Origin of the sequence: Microbacterium sp. MYb45 (assembly GCF_002979655.1) — a bacterium.
In the GTDB taxonomy this organism is placed as follows: Bacteria; Actinomycetota; Actinomycetes; order Actinomycetales; family Microbacteriaceae; genus Microbacterium.
In genome coordinates this window covers 660,450-681,811 of record NZ_PCPG01000001.1, presented here as the reverse complement: position 1 = coordinate 681,811, position 21,362 = coordinate 660,450, and the positions used below count along the sequence as shown (strand labels likewise).

Here is a 21,362-nt window from a genome sequence, read left to right as displayed (position 1 = left end):
GTTCGTCGCTCGGTACGGCGCATGGGGCCACGCTACCCGGCGAGTCCGAGTCCGCGCGCGATGACCAGCAGCTGGACCTCGGTGGTGCCCTCGCCGATCTCGAGGATCTTCGAGTCGCGGTAGTGGCGAGCGACCGGGAATTCGTTCATGAAGCCGTTGCCCCCGAAGATCTGGGTGGCGTCTCTGGCGTTGTCCATCGCTGCCTCCCCGCCCACCAGCTTGGCGATCGCTGCAGCCTCCGCGAACGGCTTCCCCGCATCCCGCAGCCGCGCCGCGTGATGCCAGGCGAGCCGTGCGGTGTGAACACGCGCCCGCATGCGGGCCAGGGTGAACTGCGCATTCTGGCGTGTGCTCAGCGCCGCCCCGAAGATCGTCCGGCTCTTTGCATACTCGACGGCGGCCTCCAGACAGCCCTCGGCCGCTCCGGTCGAGAGCGCGGCGATCGCGATGCGGCCTTCGTCGAGGATGCTGAGGAAGCTCCGGAAACCGCTCCCCCGCTCCCCCAACAGGTTCGCGGCAGGAACCCTCGCCCCCTCAAACGTCAGGGGGTGGGTGTCGGAGGCGTTCCAACCGACCTTGTCGTAGGGGGCCTCGACCGTGAAACCGGGTGTGCCGTTCGGGACGATGATCGTGGAGATCTCCTTGCGCCCGTTCTCGTTCCCGGTCACGGCGGTCACCGTGACGAAGCGGGTGATCGGGGTGCCCGAGTTGGTGATGAACTGCTTGGAGCCGTCGATGACCCACTCGTCGCCCTCGAGGCGTGCGGTGGTCCTGGTCGCGCCGGCGTCACTGCCGGCTTCCGGTTCGGTGAGGCCGAAGCCCGCCAGCGCCCGCCCCGCGAGCAGATCGGGAAGGAACTCCTGCCGCTGCTCTTCGGTACCGAAGCGGTAGATCGGCATGGCACCGAGGCTCACCCCGGCTTCGAGTGTGATCGCGATCGACTGGTCCACCCGCCCCAGGGCCTCGATCGCGATGCCGAGCGCCATGTAGTCACCGCCCTGACCGCCGTACTCCTCGGGGAACGGCAGACCGAACAGGCCGAGATCGCCCATCTGCGAGACGACGTCCATCGACAGTGTGTGCGTGCGGTCGGCCTCATACGACTGCGGCGCGACCACCGTGTCCGCGAACTCCCGCACCATCGCGGCGAGCTCGCGCTCCTCCTCGGACAGGTCTTCCATGTTCAACTCTCCTCCGTCGTCACGCGGGCGACCGGTTGGTCACGCCGCACCTGATCGCCCACCGCGACCAGCAGGTGCACCACGCCATCGCGGGGTGCCAGCACCTGGTGCTCCATCTTCATCGCCTCGATCGCGACGAGTGGGTCGCCGGCCGAGACCGCATCCCCGTTCGCAACCAGCACGGCAACGACGCTGCCCGGCATGGGCGCTCGCCCCTCAGGCTCGGTCCTCGCCGATCCTGCTTCGCGCTGAGCGAGACGATGAAGCGTCCTGTGCCGCCTGTCGAGCGGGCGCAGACGCACCGTGCGGCCTCTCTCCGACACCCAGACCGCGCCATCGGCGTCCATCTCGGCATGCACCACCCCGTGCGGGGCGGGCCCTTCCCCGGCGCCGAGTTCAACCTCTTCGTCGTCATCCGTGAGGGCCACGAACGTCGCCTCCGGTACGGCCGCGGCACCCAGCCTCCAGCCTGGACGCTCCCGCCACAGCGCGGTGGTCCGCAGCGGTTCCCCTGCTCCGGTGGCCGACACCTTCCTCGCCGCAGCCAACTGGGCGCGCGACGGGCGTTCCGCTTTCCAGGGCAGCAGCGTCTCGATGAGTCCGGTGTCGAGATCACCCGCGACCACTCTCTCGTGTCGGCACAGGGTCCGCAGGAAGGCGATGTTCGTGTCGACGCCCAAGACCACCATGCGTGCGAGTGCCTCATCGAGGCGCGCGAGGGCGGCTTCACGATCATCGGCGAACGAGACGACCTTCGCGATCATCGGGTCGTAGAAACCGGTGACCTCGATCCCCGTCTCGATCGCCGAATCCACGCGCACTCCGGGCGGCGGGTCGAACAGGAGGACCGTACCCGTGGAGGGCAGAAAGCCGCGCTCGGGTGACTCGGCGTACACGCGCGCTTCGACCGCATGGCCGCGCAACCGCGGCGTGACGTCCAGCGGAAGCCCGTCGGCCACTCGCAGTTGGAGCGAGACGAGATCCAGCCCCGTGACCTCCTCGGTGACGGGATGCTCCACCTGGAGTCGCGTGTTCATCTCGATAAAGAAGACCTCGTCCGGCGCGTCGGCGTCGATGAGGAACTCGACCGTGCCGGCGCCGACGTACTCGACGCTCTCCGCTGCCAGAACGGCCGCCGAGAGCAGCCGCTCCCTCGTATGTGCGGGGATGCCAGCCGACGGTGCCTCCTCGATGACCTTCTGATGACGACGCTGCAGCGTGCACTCGCGCTCGCCGAGGGCGATGACCGTTCCGTGGGCATCGCCGAAGACCTGCACCTCGATGTGCCGTGGGCGACGGATCAGGCGCTCCAGGATGAGCGAGTCATCTCCGAAGGCGGCTGACGCGACCCGACGAGCCGAGGCGAGCGCTCCGCGCAGCCCCGCAGCGTCGGAGACGACCTCCATGCCCTTTCCTCCGCCACCTGCACTGGGCTTGACCAGCAGCGGGTAGCCGACGTTCTCCGCCTCCTCGGCGATCTCGAGGTCGGAGAGGCCTTTGGCGTCGAAGCCCGGAACGACAGGCACGCCGTAGCGCAGCACATGCTCGCGGGCGCGGGCCTTGTCTCCCATGATCTGCAGAGCGTCGACGGAGGGGCCGATGAAGACGACGCCGCTCTCGGCGCAGGCCTCGGCGAGACCGACACTCTCGGAGAGGAACCCGTAGCCGGGATGGATCGCCTGTGCACCGGTGCTGCGGGCCGCGGCGATCACCGCATCGATGTCGAGGTAGGACTCGACGGCGGGCGCGGGACCGATCCGCACCGCCAGATCCGCTTCGCGTACGTGGGGCGCGGACGCATCCGCATCGCTGTACACGGCGACGCTGCGGATTCCGAGGGTACGGAGGGTACGGATCACCCGACGGGCGATCTCGCCGCGGTTGGCGACGAGCACGGTATGGAAGGAAACGGTCGATGATGACATGGCACTCACATCCGGAAGACGCCGAAGCGCGGTTCGGGCAGCGGACTGCGGGCGACGACGTCGAGCGCGAGCCCGAGCAAGTCGCGGGTCTGCGCGGGATCGACGATGCCGTCGTCCCACAGCCGTGCCGTGGCGTAATAGGGCTCCCCCTGGCGCTCGTACTGCTCGCGGATGGGTGCTTCGAACTCGCCACGCTCCTCGGTGCTCCACGACTCGCCACGCGCGGACAACTGGTCTTCCTTGACCGTGGCGAGCACTGATGCGGCCTGCGTTCCGCCCATCACAGAGATGCGGCTCGCAGGCCAGGTCCAGAGGAACCGCGGTGAGTACGCCCGTCCGCACATCGAGTAGTTGCCCGCCCCGAACGAACCACCGATGATGACGGTGAGTTTCGGCACCCTCGTACTCGCCACGGCCGTGACCATCTTCGCGCCGTCCTTGGCGATGCCGCCTGCCTCGGCATCGGAGCCCACCATGAACCCCGTGATGTTCTGCAGGAACAACAGTGGTATCCCCCGTTGATCGCACAGTTCGATGAAGTGCGCTCCCTTGAGTGCGGATTCGCTGAACAGCACGCCGTTGTTCGCCACGATACCCACCGGATGCCCGTGGAGTCGGGCGAACCCCGTGACCAGGGTCGTGCCGTACTCGGGCTTGAACTCGAGGAACGTGTCGCCGTCGACGAGGCGCGAGATGACCTCACGCACGTCGTACGCGGCGTTCACGTCGACGGGAACGGCATCGTACAGGCTTGACGGCTCAGCGGGCGGGCGGCCGCTCAGGACCTCCCAGGCGGGTGCCGCGGGCGGCGGAAGAGTGGCGACGATGTCGCGCAGGATCTCGAGCGCGTGCTCGTCGTCCTCCGCGAGATGGTCGACGACACCGCTCCGCCGTGCGTGCAGCTCGCCCCCGCCGAGTTCTTCGGCGGTCACGACCTCGCCGATCGCTGCCTTCACCAGCGGCGGCCCGCCGAGGAAGATCGTTCCCTGACCGCGCACGATGACCGTCTCGTCGCTCATGGCAGGCACGTAGGCGCCACCTGCGGTGCAGGAGCCCAGGACCGCGGCAAGCTGCGCAATCCCCTCGGCCGACATCCGCGCCTGATTGAAGAAGATCCGCCCGAAGTGCTCGCGATCGGGGAACACCTCGTCCTGTTTCGGCAGGAACGCTCCCCCCGAATCGACCAGGTACAGGCACGGCAGCCTGTTCTCGAGCGCGATCTCCTGGGCGCGCAGGTGCTTCTTGACCGTGAGGGGAAAGTACGTGCCACCCTTCACCGTCGCGTCGTTGCAGATCACCATGACGTGGCGACCGTGAACGAGTCCGATGCCGGCGATGACTCCGGCGCCGGGAGCGTCTCCCCCGTACAGACCATCGGCGGCGAGCGGGGCGACCTCGAGAAACGGGCTGCCCTCGTCGAGCACTCGCGCGACGCGATCTCGGGGCAACAGCTTGCCCCGAGACACATGGCGTTCACGGGATGCGGTCGGTCCCCCGCGCGCGGCTGCCATGAGGCGCTCGCGCAGCTCCTGCGCCAGGGACTCCTGCGTTGCGGGCATCGTGATGTCCTCCTCGACTCACGTCCGCGCGGGCGACGCCCTGGCGCGGTGCAGGCATATTCGGTTAGTGTGCACTAACCCGTTGATTCAGGTTAGCGAGGATTAACTGAGATGACAAGCCCGGTCACCGCCCGAGACCGCGCAAAGGCCGAACGGTCTGATGCGATCCTGCACGCCGCCGCGCGCCTCTTCGCCGCGCGCGGATACAGCGGCGTGAGCCTGGAAGACATCGGCGCCGCCGTCGGCGTGTCCGGCCCGGCTGTCTACCGACACTTCGCCGGCAAGCAGGCATTGCTCGGCGCGGTTCTCGTCAAAGTCAGCGAGGACTTGATCAACGGCGGGCGGCGGGTGGCGGAGAACACCCCGAGCCCGGATGAGCGGATGCACGGGCTGATCACCTTCCATGTCGATTTCGCCCTCGGGAACGCCGAGGTGATCCAGGTGCAGGACCGCGACGTCGCCCACCTGTCCGAAGCGGATCGGGCAGCCGTCCGTCGGCTGCAACGCGCGTACATCGACCTCTGGATGGACGCGCTCGCGCCGCTGCACACCGCGGGCGCCGGCGGAGCGGACCAGGAAGAGCTCCGCCTTCGAGTCCAAGCCTGCTTCGGCCTCATCAATTCCACGCCGCACAGCACGCGTGCGGCAGCACGGCGCCACTCCGCCACCGCGACCGTGCTGGTCGCGATGGCGGACGCCGCACTTCGCGCGACTATCTGAGAAGCATCGCCCGGCCCGGCTCCTCGAGGATGTCCGCGACATCCTTGAGGAACCGCGCGCCTTCCGCGCCGTCGACGAGCCTGTGGTCGAACGAGAGGCTGAGCGTCATCACCTGACGGAGGGCGATCTCTCCGCGGAACTCCCAGGGCTGACGACGCACGGCGCCGACCGCGAGAATCCCGGATTGGCCGGGCGGGAGGATGGGTGTGCCGGCATCGACGCCGAACACCCCGATGTTCGAGATCGAGAAGGTGCCTCCGGCCAGCTCCGCCGGCGAGGTCTTCCCCGAACGCGCGACCTCGGCGAGAGCTCTCACCGCGCCCGCGAGTTCCACCAGAGTCAGCCGCTCCGCGTCGCGGATCATCGGCACGATGAGCCCGCGATCTGTCGCGGCCGCGATCCCCAGGTCGACGTAGTGGTGCTGGACGATCTCGCCGGCAGCCTCGTCCCACCGGGAGTTGAGTCCGGGGGTGCGTCCGAGCGCGAGGCACACGGCCTTCGCCACCACTGCGAGTGGTCCGATCCGATGCTCGCTGAGTGAGCGATCGTCTCGAAGGCTCGCAAGGAGGTCCATGGTCGCCGTCACGTCCACCGTGTGGAAGACGGTCACGTGAGGTGCCGTGAAAGCGCTCTGGACCATCGCCGCGGCCGTGTGCTTGCGGACTCCGCGAATCGGTACGCGGGTCTCACGCGCCCCGTCGCCGGGAGCACCGGGCGTGAACGGCGACGACGGGGCGGCGACGGGGACGTCCGCCGTGGCCTGACTGCGCACTCCTACCCTTTCGGCGTAGGCGTCGACGTCAGCGCGAGTGATCACCCGGTCTCCGACCTCTGCGGCCACCAGCACGAGGTCGATCCCGAGACGCTTCGCGTGTGCGCGGACCGGAGGCGTCGAGCGCGGCCGCTCCACCACGGAGTCGACCGCGGACGATGGCGTGGCGTCGTGCGGCGCAGCCTCGAGCACCGCTGTGTCGACAACCGCCGGCACCGCTCCGCTGCGACGTGCGCGACGGGCCGGTCGTCCGGTCGCGGTGGGGGCAGCGCCGTATCCGACGAGGTTCGGCTGAGCCTTCTCGTCCGCCTCCGGCATCGGCGCGGATGTGCTCTCCTCTTCACCGACGACCTCGAAGTCGATCAGTGCCGCCCCGACGGCGACCGTCTCGCCTGCTTCCGCGTGGAGGGTTGCCACCGTGCCTTCGTACGGCGACGGCAACTCGACCACGGCCTTCGCGGTCTCCACCTCGGCCAGTGTCTGGTTGAGGGCGACCGAGTCCCCCGGGGCGACCAGCCATTGCACGACCTCGGCCTCGGCCAGCCCTTCTCCGAGGTCGGGAAGACGGAATTCCGCGATCATGCTTCTGCTCCCGTCAGGCTGTTCGGCCGATCCAGTACCCGATCGACGGCGTCCAGCAGCCGGTCGAGATCAGGAAGGTGATACTTCTCGAGCTTCGCCGGCGGGTACGGCACGTCGTGGCCGGTCACCCGCAACGGTGCCGACTCCAGATACTCGAAGCAGCGCTCCGTGATGCTCGCGATCACCTCGGCCGCGACACCGGCTTCACGAGATGCCTCGTGTGCGACCACGACCCGTCCGGTCTTCCGTACCGACGCGGCGACCGAGTCGTAGTCGACGGGCGAGAGCGAGCGCAGATCGATGACCTCCAGGGATGTCCCTTCGTCCTCCGCGGCTTCCGCGGCCTGCAGGGCGGTGGAGACCATCGCCCCATAGGTGATCAGCGTCGCATCCGTCCCTGCCCGCACGACGCGCGCCAGTCCCATCGGCGGCGCGTCCGCGAGGGGAGCTTCGAGGTCGACGTCCCCCTTGTGGTGGTAGAGCCGCTTCGGCTCGAAGAAGACCACAGGATCATCCGACGCGATCGCCTGACGCAGGCTCCGGTATGCGTCTTCGGGGTTCGACACCGCGATCACGCGGATGCCTGCCGTATGCACGAAATACGCCTCGGGCGACTCCGAGTGATGTTCCGCCGCGCCGATGCCTCCTGCCCAGGGGATCCGGATCGTGATGGGCATCTTGACCCGGCCCTGTGTGCGGTAGTGGAGCTTCGCGACCTGGGCGACGATCTGGTCGAAGGCGGGATACACGAAGCCGTCGAACTGGATCTCGACGACAGGACGATAACCGCGGAAGGCGAGGCCCACGGCTGTGCCGACGATGCCGGACTCGGCGAGCGGAGTGTCGATCACTCTCGCTGCTCCGAACTCGTCGAGAAGCCCGTCGGTGATGCGGAAGACACCACCGAGCTTGCCGATGTCCTCGCCCAGGAGCACGACCTTGTCATCGTCGCGCATGGCCTGCCGCAGGCCGGCGCCGAGCGCCTTTCCGAGAGTGAGCTCGGTCATGTTCACGCCTCGCTCTCGAAGGAGGCGAGGTACGCCGCATACTCGCCGCGCTGACGCTCGAGGCCCGTGTGGGGTTCGGCGTAGACACCGTCGAAGACCGCGAGCGGCGGACGCGTGACCATTCCGAGGCACGCAGCACGCATCTCCTTCGCGACCGCGTCGGCGGCGGCCTGAGTCTCGGCGACGTGCTCGTCGGTGAGGTCACCGCTGGCCCGGAGGTGCGCCTCCAGTCGTGCGATCGGATCGCGTCGCCGCCAGGACTCGAGCTCCTCCGCGTCGCGGTAGCGCGTCGGGTCGTCCGCCGTGGTGTGCGGCCCCATGCGATAGGTCACGGCTTCGATGTAGGCGGGGCCCTTGCCGGAGCGTGCATGCTGCAACGCCCAGCGCATGGCGGCCATGCATGCGAGCACGTCGTTCCCGTCGACACGGAGGCTCGGGATGCCGAATCCCGGAGCCCGACCCGCGATCGGGAACTGCGATTGCACGGCGACCGGCTCGGAGATCGCCCAATGGTTGTTCTGGCACACGAAGACCACCGGCGCCTGGTACGACGCCGCGAAGATCATCGCCTCGTTGACGTCGCCCTGGCTGGTCGCTCCGTCGCCGAAATAGGTCACCGCGACCTCGTCCGCACCGTCGCGCTGGATGCCCAGGGCGTACCCCACCGCGTGCAGCGTCTGTGCGCCGATGATGATCTGCAGAGGCGCGACGCCCAGCGCTGCAGGGTCGTAGGCCGCGCCCTCTTCTCCTCGCCACATGCGCACGTAGTCGCCGGGCTGGGCGCCGCGTGCGTAAATGACCCCGGTCTCCCGGTAGCTGGGGAACACGTAGTCCTCAGGAGCGAGTGCCCGCGCGGTCCCGATCTGCGTCGCCTCCTGCCCCTGGCACGGCGCCCAGAGGCCCAGCTGTCCCTGGCGTTGCAACGCGACGCCCTCGGCATCGATGCGGCGCAGGATGATCATGTCGCGCAGCAGCGACCGCAACTGCCCAGCATCCACGTCGGCGACGAAGGGATCCAGTCGAGGGTTCGACACACGGCTCCCGTCAGGAGCCAGGATGCGTTCGGAGAGTTCGAGATCCTGGGCGGTGTCTGCGATGGGGGTGATCTGCGGTGACATCGTCGTCCTCCTCGTCGGCGGCCCTCGTGAGGCTCCGCGCGTTGACGCCGGCGTCATCACCGGCATGCTCTGAGGGTACGTCCGCTGAACACCTCGCTCAAGCATTCTTGCGAGGCTTGAGCATGTTGCACAATTTGACGCCAAGTCCGACTGCTAGGGTTTGGCACTATGCCAGGACTCGACCGCATCGATCTCGAGCTTCTCGCCGCCCTCGCCGATGATCCGAGGATCACCATCGTCGCGCTGGCGGAGAATCTCGGGCTGTCCCGCAACACGATCCAGGCGCGGATGACACGCCTCGAGCAGAGCGGCATCTTCCTCTCCTACGAGCGATCGTTCTCGCCGGACGTCCTGGGCTTCCCCCTGCAGGCGTTCGTGAGCATCGGCGTACGCCAGACCGAACTGCCGCGTATCATCAACGAGCTCGCGCGGATCCCTGAAGTCGTACAGGCGCACGGCTTGAGCGGCTCGATCGACCTGCTCGCTCGTGTCGCGTGCAGGGACGCACGCCACCTCTTCGACACCGACGCCCGCATCCTCTCGATCGAAGGCGTCGAGCGCACGGAGACCTCGCTCGCGATGGGCGAGGTCATCCCGTTCCGGGTCGCAGGCCTTATCGGCCTCGCCCGACGGGAATCCTGAGGAACCGACGAACGGCGCCCGCCGCCTCTGCCGGCGTCTCGTAGTGGATGAGATGCCCCACCTCGGCGATCTCCACGAGTGTCGCGTCGGGGAACAGCGCCGCCAGCCTGCGTTCTGCCTCGATCGGGGTGATGTCGTCACGCTCTGCAGCGACGAGCAGGGTCGGAACATCGATCTCGCGAGCGAATTCGCGGACGTCGTGAGAGACGCTCGCGATGAAGGCGTCCCGGAGCACATCCCGGTCCGAGAATCGCGAGAAATATGTGTCGTGCTGGTCGTGGATGAAACGACGGAGCGCGGGATCCCTGGTCTTGGCCATCGTGATGCTCATCACGCGGACGATGATGCGGTTGCGCAGCAGCGCGGTTCCGAGTCTCTCCGGAAGTCGGGCACCGAGAGCGTAGTAGAAAACGGCCAAGCGCGTCATGAGACCCTTCGGTCCCTCCAGCGCCGGAGCCCCGATCGGGTTCAGCAGGATCAGGCGCGGAGTCCGCAGTCCCCGGGCGACCGCCGCCGCCGTCACGATGGATCCGAAGGAGTGCCCCAGGATGATGGCGCCGGGGGCGACCGCTGCTGCGAAGTCGTCAAGCCAACCGGCATACTCGTCCAGGTCGTGTCTGCGCCCGGGCAGAGGCGCTGATTCCCCGAACCCGGGAAGATCAGGCGCGACCACACGCACCTCGGGGAGGTACGCCAACACTGGTTCGAGCCCGTGATGATCACCGCGGAAGCCGTGCACAGCGATCACCGTCGTCTCCGCCTTCTCAGGCCCGTAGACCCAGTACGCCGTGGTCGCTCCACGCACCTCTACCGCGTGGCGCTGCACGGGGAGTCGATGAAGGCGGTCCGCATAGGGGGAAGGCACGGTCATGCTCCGAGTCTACGAGTCGCCGTGCGCCTTCCCCTGGATGTCTGCGCCCGCGCATAGCGTGAAGGCATGCCATCCGGTCCCCCGCTCCCTGCGTGGCTCACCCGTGTCGGGGTGTTCGACCTGGAGACGACCGGCGTCGATGTCGAGTCCGATCGGGTGGTCACCGCGTACGTCGGTGTCCTCGATGCCGCAGGACGCGAGATCGCCGCCCGCTCCTGGCTCGCCGATCCGGGCATCCCGATCCCGGATGGCGCCAGTGCGGTGCACGGCATCACCACGGAACACGCGCGGGCGGAGGGGCGACCGTCGCCCGAAGTCGTCGCTGAGGTCACGGCGGCCCTACGGTCGCTGCTGGAGCAGAATGTGCCGGTGGTCGCGTACAACGCCGCGTACGACTTCTCGCTGCTCGCGCACGAGGCCGCCCGACATGGAATCGTCCCTCTGACCGCCCCTTCCCCCATCATCGACCCTCTGGTGATCGACAAGGCGTACGACCGATACCGCCGCGGGCGACGCACGCTCGAAGTGGTAGCCGCCCACTACGCGGTCGTGCTCGACGGCGCGCATGAGGCGTCCGCGGATGCGATCGCCGCCGGTCGTGTGGCGCAAGCCCTCGCTCGTCGCTTCTCCCTCCCCGAGACCCCGGCAGAGCTGCACACGAATCAGATCGGCTGGGCGCGCTCGCAGGCGGCCAGCCTCACGGAGTACTTCGTGAGCATCGGCCGACTCGATCCGGAGGAATCGATCGACGGCAGCTGGCCCGTGCGATCGGCTCGAACCGCCGCCCGGTGACGGAGCCGAAAAGCTGCCGATCAGCTGATGCGCGGCCGGTCGACACACTGGGCTACGCTCCTGTCAGGCACCGCCGAGTGGGATCGCGGTGCGAGGAACAAGGAGCACCCATGCAGTTCACGTCCACCGACATCGAGCAGGTCGAGTCCACGTGGCAACAGTTCGTTCCCTCTGCAGCGCTTCAGGATGCAGACCCTCGGCGCTTCCGGTTCGACTGGCGGTCCGAAGAGCTTCGCAGCGTCACGCTCGTCAACTACCGACTAGCGGCGCAGGTGCATTCGACGGCCGAGCCACTCGACCAGATCCTCGTGTGCCGTGTCGACGCTCCGGATGCTCGGGTCTGGTCCGCGCGCCACAGCCTCACTCCGGGCGCACCGTGGATCTCCGACGGCACCCGAGTGGAGGCGAAGTGGGACCGATCGGCCGACGTCCGCGCCCTCGTCTTCGACCGACCCGCAGCCGAAGAGCGGGCACGACAGTTGACCGGCGATGACGGCCTGAAGTTGCGCACGACCGGGCTCGCGCCGCACTCGGCCGCCGACGCGCGGCGCTGGGAGACGATGTTCGCGTATGTCGACCAGGCACTCGCCCTCTCGGGCTCCGACCCGCTGATCGCCGCCGAACTCGAACGCCATGCCCTGATGATGACCCTCTCCGCGTTCCCCACGAGCTTCACCGAGGCTCTGCGCCGCCCCGCCCAGCGGGCGGGAGCTCCGGTGGCTGTCCGCCGGGCGCTTGCCTACATCGACGAGAACGCGCACCTGCCGATCACGATCGACGATGTCGCAGCTGCCGCCTACATCTCCACGAGAGGGCTCCAGTACGCGTTCCGGCGAGCTCTCGACATCACTCCCACCGAGGCCCTCCGCCGGGCACGACTCGAGGGCGCCCGCAGAGACCTCCAGAACGGCAACGGGCGCTCGGTCGGCGATGTCGCGCGCCGCTGGGGTTTCAGCCACTCGTCACGCTTCGCCACTGCATACCAGCAGGCCTTCGGCACACCGCCGTCGCTGATCCCGGCGTGACACCCGGCGAAGAGTCTGTTCGCATTCTGCGGCGGGTCGCGACGCCGGCACAGTGCGAGCTGAAGTCCATGGCTAGAGTTCGAGTACCCGGACTCCCTCGGTCCGTGGCCACACTGTCGAGGAGTCGCATGACCCGTGCCGCCCATCCCATCGCTATGTTCGTTCGCTGATGGGGAGCCTGTACTACGGCGACACGCAGACTCCGATCCAGATCGACGATCGCGCGCTCGCGCATCTGAAAGTCGTTATCGCCACCAAGCTACGACGCAACGAGAGCTTCACGCTCTCATGGCGGCATCCCGAAGGCGATGCTCCCGGGCGCTCGACGCTCTGGCTGCACCCGTCGATCCCTCTCCGGTTCGTCTTTCAGGAACCGGAATCGCCGGACTTGAGCCGGAAGTGGATCGAGGAACTCGCGCACTCGGCTAGCTCCAGCGGAGGCATCACACTCATCGAGGAGCATCTCGAGAGCAGCCCCGCGGAGTGATGGCGTCCGACGACCGCGATCGTCGGACGCCATCCGCAGTCCTCACACCGCGTCGTCACCGCTGGAGCTGACGGAGCGACGAGTCGTGGGTTCGCCCGTGGCCGGGTCGACGAACGTTCGCGAGACCGTCTCCGTCCTGCGGCGACGCGCGAGCAGCACGATGCCGATGAGGAAGATGACGACGCCGGCGCCCATCAGGATGTACCCGACCATGTCGAGGTCGACCCATTGGATGTCGACGTTCACCGCGAAGACGAGGATCGCCCCGATCACGAAGAGCGCGATTCCGCTGCCGATGCTCATGGTGCCTCCCGTTCTGCGACGCTATGCCGCACGTGGGAAGAATGTCGCCTGAGGAGGGCGCCAGGGAGGGGCTTGACAGCGGCCTCTGTCCGGGTCGCACGATATCCCGGTGCGGCGATCAGGCCGCTTCGACAGTCGGCTGTTGCGCCCAGAGATCTGGTCCGAACACCTCGTAGGAGATCCGCTCCGGCGGGACGCCGCGCGCCAGGAGTGTGGATCGACATGTACGCATGAAGTCCAAGGGCCCACACATGAAGACGTCCGCATCGTCCGGCAGCTCGACGGCGGCGAGGTCCATGCGCCCCGACAACGCGGGTCGAAGAGTCGGCGCCGATCCCGCATCGTCTCGATACCAGTTCTGCGCACGGGCGTCTTCCATCGCCAGCACCTGCCTGCGCAACGACGCGTAGAGCACGTGAGTGTCGTGCGAGCGATCGGCATGGAACAGGCGCACGGTGCGCGCCGGGGAGTGGCGCGAGAGGTCTTCGACGATCGCGGCGACCGGGGTGATGCCGATACCGGCGGATACCAGGACGAGCGGAGTCTCATCGTGGTCGACGACGACATCGCCAGCAGGTTGCGACACGTCGAGCAGCGTTCCCGGATGTGCGTTCTCGTGCAACCATGTCGAGACCTGGCCGTCAGGCGTGCGCCCGTTTGCTCGCACACGCTTGATCGTCACGCGCAGCGAGTCGCTGCGGGGACCGGACGAGATCGTGTACTGGCGCGGCTGGCGCGATCCATCCGGTAGATCGACGGCGATGGCCACGTACTGCCCCGCGCGGTGGGTCGCGACATCTCCGGAGACCGGAGCGAGGAGGAGCGACACGACGTCAGCCGATTCCTCGACCCGTTCCACCACTCGATGCTTCCGCCAGGGGTGATCGGGATCGGTGCCGCCGAGGGCATAGAGCTTCGCCTCTTCCGCGATCAGCGAGCATCCGAAGAGCCAGTACACCTCGTCCCATGCGGCCCTGATCTCCGGCGTGACGGCGTCGCCGAGTACGGTTTCGACCGCATCGAGGAGGTGATGGCCGACGATCGTGTATTGGCGCGCCTTGATGCCCAGCGAGACATGTTTGTGCGCGATTCGACGCATCACCGGTGCGAAGTCGGGTGCCTCGGGGTCGATCAGCTGCACGGCGAATGCGACGATCGATGCTGCAAGGGCCTTCGGCTGCTCTCCGATCGCCTGATTCGCCCGGTTGAACACTCGGAGCAACTCCGGATGCACGGCGAACATCTCGCGGTAGAAGAGAGTGGTGATCTCGTCGGCATGCTCTGCGACGACCCCCGCGGTCGCTCGGACGATCGCCTCGGATTCTGATGTGAGTCTCATGGCTTTCCGCCCCTCATCGTGATGGTTGTTCCACCATCTCGAGTCGTCGCGGACATCGCATTCCGTTCTACCGGTTTATTTCCGGTCGAACGTGAGACCGACGGTCGTCTCCCCGTCTACTCTCGCCACATGCCCCGCCGCGCCCATGACTTCCGCGGGCTGACACAACCCCGTCGGCTCCAATTGCTCCACGCCATCCAGCAGACCCCCGGACGCTCAGCAGGTGAGTTGGCGGAGCAATGCGGAATACCCCTCAACACCGTGCGTGATCATGTGCGGGTGCTCGAGGACGAAGGGCTGATCTGCAGTGAGACTCTGGTCCTGGGCAAGCGTGGCCGTCCGCCAGTGGTGTTTCACCCGGTTCACGACACCGCATCGAGCGCCGTGGCGCGCGCTCGCGTCGCGGGGGCTATCTCGCGGGGGCGCATGCTGCGGGCGATGTCGTGCGAGACCCCGCACGAGCTCGAGGCCGATGCGCTGCGTCAGGTCGATGTGCTCTACGAGCATCTCGATGATGCCGGCCTGAACCCGGTCGTCGACGAGAGGGCCCTACGATTCGACCTCACCCCGTGTCAGTATCACGACCTGCTCGTCGCGGATCAGGAGCTCGTCTGCGGTGTACATGCTCAGCTGGTGAGGGACGTTCTCCGCCACAGTGACGGCCCGCTCGAGGTGAAACTTCTCGAGCCGTTCGTCACGAGTCACACCTGCCGTCTGTTCCTCACGCGTGGCGACGCACGAATCGCTGAAGGTGAAGCGTAGGGCGGGCGGGACTTGAACCCGCGATCGTTGGGTTATGAGCCCACTGCCTTAACCAGCTTGGCCACCGCCCCTTACGTCTCTCAGCCTAGCGGCCGAGACGGTCACGCCCGGGTAGCCGCGGAGTGGTTCCGCGAGTGCACGAGGTAGATATCGGCATTGGCGATGAGACCCGCTCGCTCCTCGTCGCTGAGCCCCCGACGCACCTTCGCGGGGACCCCGGCCACCAGCGAACCAGCCGGGATCTCGGCCTCGCCGAGCACGACCGCACCCCCGGCGATCAGACACCCGGCACCGATCCTCGCTCCGCTGAGTATCACGGCGCCCATGCCGATGAGCGTGCCGTCGCCGATCGTGCAACCGTGCACGACCGCGTTGTGGCCGATGGACACCTTTGTGCCGACAGATACGGGGTGGTCGGAATCCACGTGCACCGAGACGTTGTCCTGCACGTTGGAGTCCGGTCCGATGAAGATTCCTGCAGAGTCGCCGCGGAGCACGGCGTTGTACCAGACGCTGGCGCCGGCCGCGAGCGAGACGTTTCCGATGATGCGGGCGCCCTCCGCGACGAACGCCGTGTCAGCGATCGACGGGACGCTGTTCGGCAGGGCGAGGACGGAAGCTCCGGCAGCGATGCTCATGAGGCGAGGCTACCCGAATGCCCGCGGAATCATGCGGAAGTGAGCCCAGCCTCAGCTTGCTTGCGGAATGTCTCAGCCTGAGTAGCGTTGCATACATCAGATACGCGATTTCCCTCCGGAGGAGCACAAGATGAGCAAGGCACAGACCGTTTCCACCACCGCCATCGACCCGACCGTGGCTGCAGGGGCGGCCCAGTTCCTCTCCCCTGTCGTGCTCGGCCTCCAGGCGCTCACCGTCAACGGCAAGCAGGCGCACTGGCACGTGCGCGGCGCCAACTTCGTCGGCGTCCACGAGCTTCTCGACACGATCGTCGCGCATGCCGGCGACTTCGCCGACACTGCCGCCGAGCGGATCGTCGCCCTCGGCCTGCCGATCGACGCCCGTGTCAGCGCCGTGGCTGAGAAGGCCGGCGCGACCACCGTCCCCGCGGGCTTCACCCAGTCGGACGAGCTGATCCGCGCCGTGATCGCCGACATCGACGCGATCCTGGTCGATGTCAAGGCTGCCGTCGAGGGGCTCGACGAGGTCGACCTCACCAGCCAGGACGTCGCGATCGAGATTCAGCGCGGCCTCGAGAAGGACCGCTGGTTCCTCGTCTCGCACATCGCCGCCTGATCATCCACCGCAGAAGGGCCGGTTCTCCGTCATCGGAGGACCGGCCCTACTGCGTGATGGAGCGGACTACGAACCCGCGTGGGTGCGGCGCCCGGCGAGCAACGTGGCCCAGACCGGCATCCCGCGCAGCGTCTCCCCGCTCGCCACGAGGGGGTCCGCGCCACACACGACGATGTCGGCGGGCTCTCCCGGTCGCAGCGAGGTGCGCACGCTCGCCTCGAGCGCCTGACCGATCGTGATCCGCTCTTCGGGATGCCAGGGTGCCCGATCGTCCTCCGTCCGCGACACCGCCGCGGAGATGGCCTGCCATGGATCGAGGGGGGCGACGGGCGCGTCGGAACCGAAGCGCATCTCGGCCCCCGCATCGCGCAGCGAAGCCAACGGATAGCCGATCGCGGTCTGCCCACTCCACAGCCGGTCCACGAGCTCACGGTCGTCGACGGCATGCTGTGGCTGGACGCTCGCAACGACCCCGAGGCGTCCGAAGCGCGCCAGATCCGCGTGCCGCACGAGCTGCACATGCTCGATCGAGCCCACAGCCCCGGTTGTGGTGAAGGCGTCCAGTGCCGACGTCACGGCACGGTCGCCGATCGCATGCACGGCCACCGCCAACCCCGCGCCTGCCGCTCGTGTCAGCAGGTCGACGAGCTCGTCGGAGGGCACCGTCAGCATGCCGAAGTTGTCAGGATCGTGCGGGTAGGGGTGCGAGCACGCGGCCGTCCTCGTGCCCAGAGACCCATCGGTGATCACCTTCAGCGGTCCCATGTGGACGAGACCGCGGCCCGCTGCGGGCGCATCAGGCTCCTCATGCGGCTCGCCGGTGCGGAGCCCTGCGGCGATCGCCCGATCGAGATCGAACGGATACACGGCGAACTCCACGCGATGCGCGGCGAAGCCATCCCGGATCCGGCGCGGCCATGCATCGGCACCCCAGGCCATGTCGAAGTCGACGACACCCGTGACACCCCGTGCGGCCGCCTGCTCGCCGGCTCGCCGCATCGCGCTGTCGCCGTGCGCGGCGTCGACTGCATTCAATCGACGCGAGATCTCGAAGGCATCCGTCTCACGGAGCAGGCCGTCGTCGCTTCGGAAACCCTCACGCGCAAGCGCTGCAGAGTTCAGCCAGACGCTGTGCACATCCGCGTTGATCAGGTAAGTGGGGACCGCACCGGTGGCAGCGTCCAGAAGCTCGAGGGTCGGCCGATCCGGCCAGAGAGCATCACGGAACCCGGTGCCGACGCGGCGCCCGTCCGGCAAGGGGACGACACCGCTCATCGCGTGCGCCGCAGCCGCCGCGGAGACCGCATGACCCAACGGAGCGCGCTCCGCGGTCAGCGCCCACTGGACGGTGTGGACGTGGTTGTCCCAGAGCCCGGGGACCGCCCACGCTCCTTCGACATCGAGCACCTCCCCCCGCGAGGGAAGCGCTCCGGTGGGGGCGATATCGGCGATGAACCCGTCGGCGATGTGGATGTCGACGGGCTCATCGTCGATCAGGAACTCACGACCGGGGCCGACGATCCTCGTAGCCCTGACCGTGCCGACCACCGCGTCGCCATCTGTCATCGCCGCCCTCCGGTCCTGGCATCCTGGGCACGTCGCATCTCTTCCGCGAGAGCCGGGTTCGAATACGGACCGTCCGACCGGAGGGCGCTGATCACCGTCTCGATCGTCTCGACCGGCTTGTTCTGGCTGAGCTTGCGCTTCGCGACCACACGGGTGGGCGTCAGCCGGAACCCCACTGTGCCGGCAGCGAGTCGCTGGACGAAAGCGGCATCGTTCGGTCGTTCCCACATCAGCTTCGGCTCCGGCATCCGCGACTCGAATCGCGCGACGAGCTGATCCAGTACCACCAGGTTCTTTTCGTCGGAGAGGATCTCCGGCACACCGGCGAGGTGCACGGCGGTGTAGTTCCACGTCGGCACCGCCTGCACGTCGTCGTACCAGCCGGGCGACACGTAGCCGTGCGGCCCCTGGAACACGACGAGGAGCTCGCGCTCCCCAATACCGTGGATGAGGTCGTCCGGGCGGCCGACGTGCCCGACGATGGTGAGGTCGTCGCGCGTCTCGTCCAGAAGCACCGCATAGTGCGAAGCGACGAGACCGTCATCACCGGCGCTCATGATCGTCGCCCAGGGGCTCATCTCGATCACCCGGCGGATCTCGGCCACGTCGGCGAGCGTGAAGCTCGGATTCTGTCGCATGCGATCAGCCTAGAACGGATGCGGGGGTGCACAGTCCGGTCACGCCTGGCAGCGCGGGCACCAGTACAGCTTGCGAGCGCCGATCTCCTCGAGCGCGATCTCTGTGCCACAGACCCGGCACGGCAACCCCGCCCGGTGATAGACCCAGTGCCGGTCGTCGCGGTTCGCCATCGCGGCGCGGTAGTCCTCGCCCGTGAGACCGTCCATCGTCATCATCTGGCCGGTCTCGACACCGATCGCCAGCAGTCGCACCCAATCGTGCCAGAGCGCGCGCACGACCTCTTCCGGAACGTCTCGACCCGGAGTATGCGGGTTCAACCGCTGCCGATAGAGCATCTCGGCGCGGTAGACGTTCCCGATCCCGCTGACGACGGACTGGTCCATGAGAAGCAAGGCGATGACCGTCGACCTCTTCCCGATCGCCCGGACGAACCGCTCCTCATTCTCGACCGGGTCCCCGACCAGCGGGTCGGGCCCGAGCTTCGCGACCGTCGCCAGCATCTCCTCCGGCGTCTGGAGCACGCATGCCGTCGGGCCACGCAGGTCGGCGGCGGTGATGTCGGTCATGAGGCGCAGACGAACCTGTCCCACGACCGGAGGCGGCCATTCGAGCCCCTCATCGGCGAGGCCCTTCGTCTGCTCCGACATGCGGACGTGCACCCTCGTGCGGCGTGGTGCCCCGATGGACGCGAGGGAGTTCTCGCCGGCATCATCCAGGATGGGGTCGTCGAGGACGGTGCCGCGCTGGTTCGTCTGCCCCATCCGCCCGTTGGCGGAGGCTATCGTCGGATCGACGATGATCTCACCGGCGAAGTCCCAGGCACCGTAGAGACCGAGGTGCACCCGCAGCCAGAGGTCGCCCTCCGTCTCGAGGAACATCTGCTTGCCGACGGCCTGCACACTCACCGCCGCACGTCCGTCGAGAACCGCGGCTCCCTCGGCGAACCGTCCCTGTGGACTGGACGCGCTCAGAGTCTTGCCCACGAAGTTGCGATCGAACTGTCATGCGATCCGGTGAACGGAGTGGCCCTCGGGCATGTCAGCCCCGCGGATCCGGGAGCAGGGACCCGTCGCGCTCGAAGTCCGCGATCTGCCCGATCCGCCGCACATGGCGTTCATCACCCGAGAACGGTGTCTGGATGAACCGGTCGATGAACGAGGTCACCTCGTCGAAGGTGTGCTGCCTCGCGCCGATCGAGATGACGTTCGCGTCGTTGTGCTCGCGGGCGAGCTCGGCCGTCGACAGGTTCCAGACCAGAGCGGCCCGCACCCCCGCAACCTTGTTCGCTGCGATCTGCTCACCGTTCCCCGAACCGCCGAAGACCACACCGAGGGCTTCGACACCGTCGCGCTGGTCGGCGATGACCGCCTGCGCCGCGCGGATGCAGAACGCCGGGTAGTCGTCGACCGCGTCGTACTCGATCGGGCCATGATCGACGACCTCATACCCCGCAGCGCGCAGGTGCTCTTGCAACTGCGTGGAGAAGTCGAGTCCCGCATGGTCGGTGGCGATGTGGATGCGCATGACTCCCATCCTAGAAGCGGCGCGGATCGGCTCCGAGGTCATGGGGCGATGCCGGCGGCGGCGGGCTTGAACCCCGCACGGATGTTCTCACAGCACCCGGGTCGGCAGACGTCGAAGCCGCCGGGGAGCGTCGTAACATGGGCACGATCCTCGTTGGGGCGACCTTGGAGACGTTCCTCGATCAGGTCCACGATGCCGTCGACGAATGCCGGTGAGACACCGGGGGTGGGGGTTCGCGTGAAGGCGAGTCCGGCCTCTTCCGCGGCCTCCGCGGCCTCGGTGTCGAGGTCCCACAGGACCTCCATGTGATCGCTCATGAAACCGACGGGGACGACCGCCACTGCCTTGCGTCCGCGGTCGGGCAGTTCACCGATCACGTCGCACACGTCGGGCTCGAGCCACGGCTGCGAGGCGGGCCCGGACCGGGACTGGTAGACGAGCTCCCACGAGACGTCGGCCGCTGCGGGAACCGTCTGGCGAACCCGATCCATGACCCAGGCAGCCACGGCGAGATGCTGAGCGGCGTACGCGCCTCCCGCTCCCCAGTCGATGTCTCGCGCGCCGGAGCGCTCCGCGTCGGCCGTCGGGATGCTGTGGGTGGAGAAGAGGATCTGGATGTCCGCCGCCGCGATACCGTCGGCCAGGAAGCCTTGGACAGCCTCACGGACTCCCGTCTCGAACGCCTCCACGAAACCGGGGTGGTCGTAGAAAGGCCGGATCTTGTCGATCGTCACGGTCTCCCCGAGCCCGGTCTCCTCCAGGATGCGAGCGAAGTCCTCGCGGTACTGACGGCAGCTGGAGAACGAACTGTAGGCGCTGGTGGCGAAGGCCAGCAGCGTGTTGTGACCATTGGTCGAGGCCTCGGTCACGACCTCTTCGAGATACGGAGCCCAGTTGCGGTTGCCCCAGTAGACGGGGAGCGTGATGCCGCGTGCGGCGAGGGCGTTCTCGAGGGCTTCCTTGAGCACGCGGTTCTGTCCGTTGATCGGACTCACCCCGCCGAAATGCCGGTAGTGGTGCGCGACCTCCTCGAGCCGTTCGTCGGGGATTCCTCGACCGCGGGTCACGTTGCGCAGGAACGGGATGACATCTTCCTGCCCCTCGGGCCCCCCGAAGCCCGCGAGGAGGATCGCGTCATAGTCGACCGGCGTGGTCACGAAGGGTGCACCACCCGCGGCAGCAGGCGAGGCAAAGGGAACGGCATTCGGCTCGATCGCAGTCACCCCTCCATTCTTTCACCTCGGCGGAGCAAAGGCGTCCGTGCAGCGCCGTTTCTATACCGCCGCCCTCCCGA

22 protein-coding genes and 1 tRNA gene are annotated in these 21,362 nt (G+C 67.7%); 7 read left to right on the top strand and 16 right to left on the bottom strand.

Going from position 1 to position 21,362, the window contains the following annotated elements:
* Positions 1-32: 32 nt before the first annotated feature.
* Genes CQ034_RS03250 through CQ034_RS03240 form a run of 3 tightly spaced genes read right to left on the bottom strand, consistent with a single transcriptional unit; the run spans position 33 to position 4,665 of the window.
* The gene (locus CQ034_RS03250) at positions 33-1,181 is read right to left on the bottom strand and encodes an acyl-CoA dehydrogenase family protein (RefSeq protein ID WP_091036265.1); all 1,149 of its coding nucleotides are present in this window, start codon (positions 1,179-1,181) and stop codon (positions 33-35) included.
* A gap of 2 nt (positions 1,182-1,183) precedes the next feature.
* Positions 1,184-3,106 carry a biotin carboxylase N-terminal domain-containing protein gene (locus CQ034_RS03245; protein ID WP_105709909.1) on the bottom strand — a complete coding sequence of 641 codons (1,923 nt, stop codon included), beginning with the start codon at positions 3,104-3,106 and terminating at the stop codon, positions 1,184-1,186.
* Between the two features lie 5 nt (positions 3,107-3,111).
* Positions 3,112-4,665: a carboxyl transferase domain-containing protein gene (locus CQ034_RS03240; RefSeq protein WP_105709908.1), complete on the bottom strand. Its 1,554-nt coding sequence runs from the start codon at positions 4,663-4,665 to the stop codon at positions 3,112-3,114.
* Positions 4,666-4,776: 111 nt separating this feature from the next.
* On the opposite strand from CQ034_RS03240, the gene CQ034_RS03235 reads away from it, so the two are divergent.
* Complete coding sequence (locus CQ034_RS03235; protein WP_029263422.1) at positions 4,777-5,385, top strand: TetR/AcrR family transcriptional regulator; 609 nt, start codon at positions 4,777-4,779, stop codon at positions 5,383-5,385.
* Here the strand turns inward: CQ034_RS03235 and CQ034_RS03230 are convergent.
* The 3 genes from CQ034_RS03230 to pdhA are packed head-to-tail and all read right to left on the bottom strand — an operon-like array spanning position 5,378 to position 8,864.
* A complete protein-coding gene (locus tag CQ034_RS03230) occupies positions 5,378-6,739 on the bottom strand; it encodes a dihydrolipoamide acetyltransferase family protein (protein WP_105709907.1) in 1,362 nt (453 codons plus the stop codon). The genes CQ034_RS03235 and CQ034_RS03230 overlap by 8 nt on opposite strands.
* Entirely contained in the window at positions 6,736-7,746 is a 1,011-nt protein-coding gene (locus CQ034_RS03225; protein WP_029263424.1) for an alpha-ketoacid dehydrogenase subunit beta, read from the bottom strand. Before CQ034_RS03225 ends, CQ034_RS03230 begins: the two co-directional genes overlap by 4 nt.
* Positions 7,747-7,748: 2 nt before the next feature.
* Positions 7,749-8,864, bottom strand: a complete 1,116-nt coding sequence (pdhA, locus tag CQ034_RS03220) for a pyruvate dehydrogenase (acetyl-transferring) E1 component subunit alpha (protein ID WP_105709906.1) — start codon at positions 8,862-8,864, stop codon at positions 7,749-7,751.
* A gap of 168 nt (positions 8,865-9,032) precedes the next feature.
* Here pdhA and CQ034_RS03215 point away from each other — a divergent pair, with 168 nt between their 5' ends.
* Positions 9,033-9,506: an Lrp/AsnC family transcriptional regulator gene (locus tag CQ034_RS03215; protein WP_029263426.1), complete on the top strand. Its 474-nt coding sequence runs from the start codon at positions 9,033-9,035 to the stop codon at positions 9,504-9,506.
* Here the strand turns inward: CQ034_RS03215 and CQ034_RS03210 are convergent.
* Positions 9,478-10,377, bottom strand: a complete 900-nt coding sequence (locus CQ034_RS03210) for an alpha/beta fold hydrolase (RefSeq protein WP_105709905.1) — start codon at positions 10,375-10,377, stop codon at positions 9,478-9,480. The two genes, CQ034_RS03215 and CQ034_RS03210, sit on opposite strands and share 29 nt — an antisense overlap.
* A gap of 66 nt (positions 10,378-10,443) precedes the next feature.
* On the opposite strand from CQ034_RS03210, the gene CQ034_RS03205 reads away from it, so the two are divergent.
* The 3 genes from CQ034_RS03205 to CQ034_RS03195 all read left to right on the top strand — a co-directional run bounded on the left by CQ034_RS03205 (position 10,444) and on the right by CQ034_RS03195 (position 12,681).
* Positions 10,444-11,169 (top strand): 3'-5' exonuclease, encoded by a 726-nt coding sequence (locus tag CQ034_RS03205; protein WP_105709904.1) that lies wholly within the window; start codon positions 10,444-10,446, stop codon positions 11,167-11,169.
* 110 nt (positions 11,170-11,279) lie between these two features.
* Positions 11,280-12,194 carry a helix-turn-helix transcriptional regulator gene (locus tag CQ034_RS03200; RefSeq protein WP_105709903.1) on the top strand — a complete coding sequence of 305 codons (915 nt, stop codon included), beginning with the start codon at positions 11,280-11,282 and terminating at the stop codon, positions 12,192-12,194.
* A gap of 169 nt (positions 12,195-12,363) precedes the next feature.
* Positions 12,364-12,681, top strand: a complete 318-nt coding sequence (locus CQ034_RS03195; RefSeq protein WP_029263431.1) for a hypothetical protein — start codon at positions 12,364-12,366, stop codon at positions 12,679-12,681.
* A gap of 42 nt (positions 12,682-12,723) precedes the next feature.
* On the opposite strand, the gene CQ034_RS03190 is transcribed toward CQ034_RS03195, so the two are convergent.
* The gene (locus tag CQ034_RS03190; protein WP_029263432.1) at positions 12,724-12,984 is read right to left on the bottom strand and encodes a DUF6458 family protein; all 261 of its coding nucleotides are present in this window, start codon (positions 12,982-12,984) and stop codon (positions 12,724-12,726) included.
* Positions 12,985-13,102: 118 nt separating this feature from the next.
* Complete coding sequence (locus tag CQ034_RS03185) at positions 13,103-14,323, bottom strand: globin domain-containing protein (protein ID WP_105709902.1); 1,221 nt, start codon at positions 14,321-14,323, stop codon at positions 13,103-13,105.
* A 129-nt stretch (positions 14,324-14,452) separates the two neighbouring features.
* Between CQ034_RS03185 and CQ034_RS03180 the strand changes: the two genes are divergently transcribed.
* Positions 14,453-15,085: a helix-turn-helix domain-containing protein gene (locus tag CQ034_RS03180; RefSeq protein ID WP_181156196.1), complete on the top strand. Its 633-nt coding sequence runs from the start codon at positions 14,453-14,455 to the stop codon at positions 15,083-15,085.
* Here CQ034_RS03180 and CQ034_RS03175 read toward each other — a convergent pair.
* Both CQ034_RS03175 and CQ034_RS03170 read right to left on the bottom strand, forming a co-directional pair.
* Positions 15,083-15,156 (bottom strand) — tRNA-Ile (locus CQ034_RS03175). The two genes, CQ034_RS03180 and CQ034_RS03175, sit on opposite strands and share 3 nt — an antisense overlap.
* 30 nt (positions 15,157-15,186) lie before the next feature.
* The gene (locus CQ034_RS03170; protein WP_105709900.1) at positions 15,187-15,723 is read right to left on the bottom strand and encodes a gamma carbonic anhydrase family protein; all 537 of its coding nucleotides are present in this window, start codon (positions 15,721-15,723) and stop codon (positions 15,187-15,189) included.
* A 130-nt stretch (positions 15,724-15,853) separates the two neighbouring features.
* On the opposite strand from CQ034_RS03170, the gene CQ034_RS03165 reads away from it, so the two are divergent.
* The gene (locus tag CQ034_RS03165; protein WP_029263436.1) at positions 15,854-16,339 is read left to right on the top strand and encodes a Dps family protein; all 486 of its coding nucleotides are present in this window, start codon (positions 15,854-15,856) and stop codon (positions 16,337-16,339) included.
* 66 nt (positions 16,340-16,405) lie between these two features.
* On the opposite strand, the gene CQ034_RS03160 is transcribed toward CQ034_RS03165, so the two are convergent.
* Genes CQ034_RS03160 through CQ034_RS03140 form a run of 5 tightly spaced genes read right to left on the bottom strand, consistent with a single transcriptional unit; the run spans position 16,406 to position 21,291 of the window.
* Complete coding sequence (locus CQ034_RS03160; RefSeq protein ID WP_105709899.1) at positions 16,406-17,905, bottom strand: amidohydrolase; 1,500 nt, start codon at positions 17,903-17,905, stop codon at positions 16,406-16,408.
* Positions 17,902-18,543 (bottom strand): FMN-binding negative transcriptional regulator, encoded by a 642-nt coding sequence (locus tag CQ034_RS03155; protein ID WP_105709898.1) that lies wholly within the window; start codon positions 18,541-18,543, stop codon positions 17,902-17,904. The genes CQ034_RS03160 and CQ034_RS03155 overlap by 4 nt, the downstream gene beginning before the upstream one ends.
* A gap of 39 nt (positions 18,544-18,582) precedes the next feature.
* Complete coding sequence (locus CQ034_RS03150) at positions 18,583-19,527, bottom strand: Fpg/Nei family DNA glycosylase (RefSeq protein WP_258134001.1); 945 nt, start codon at positions 19,525-19,527, stop codon at positions 18,583-18,585.
* 55 nt (positions 19,528-19,582) lie between these two features.
* A complete protein-coding gene (locus CQ034_RS03145) occupies positions 19,583-20,068 on the bottom strand; it encodes a ribose-5-phosphate isomerase (RefSeq protein WP_105709897.1) in 486 nt (161 codons plus the stop codon).
* Positions 20,069-20,106: 38 nt separating this feature from the next.
* On the bottom strand, positions 20,107-21,291 hold the full coding sequence (locus tag CQ034_RS03140; RefSeq protein WP_105709896.1) for a ferrochelatase: 1,185 nt from the start codon (positions 21,289-21,291) through the stop codon (positions 20,107-20,109).
* Positions 21,292-21,362: the final 71 nt, after the last annotated feature.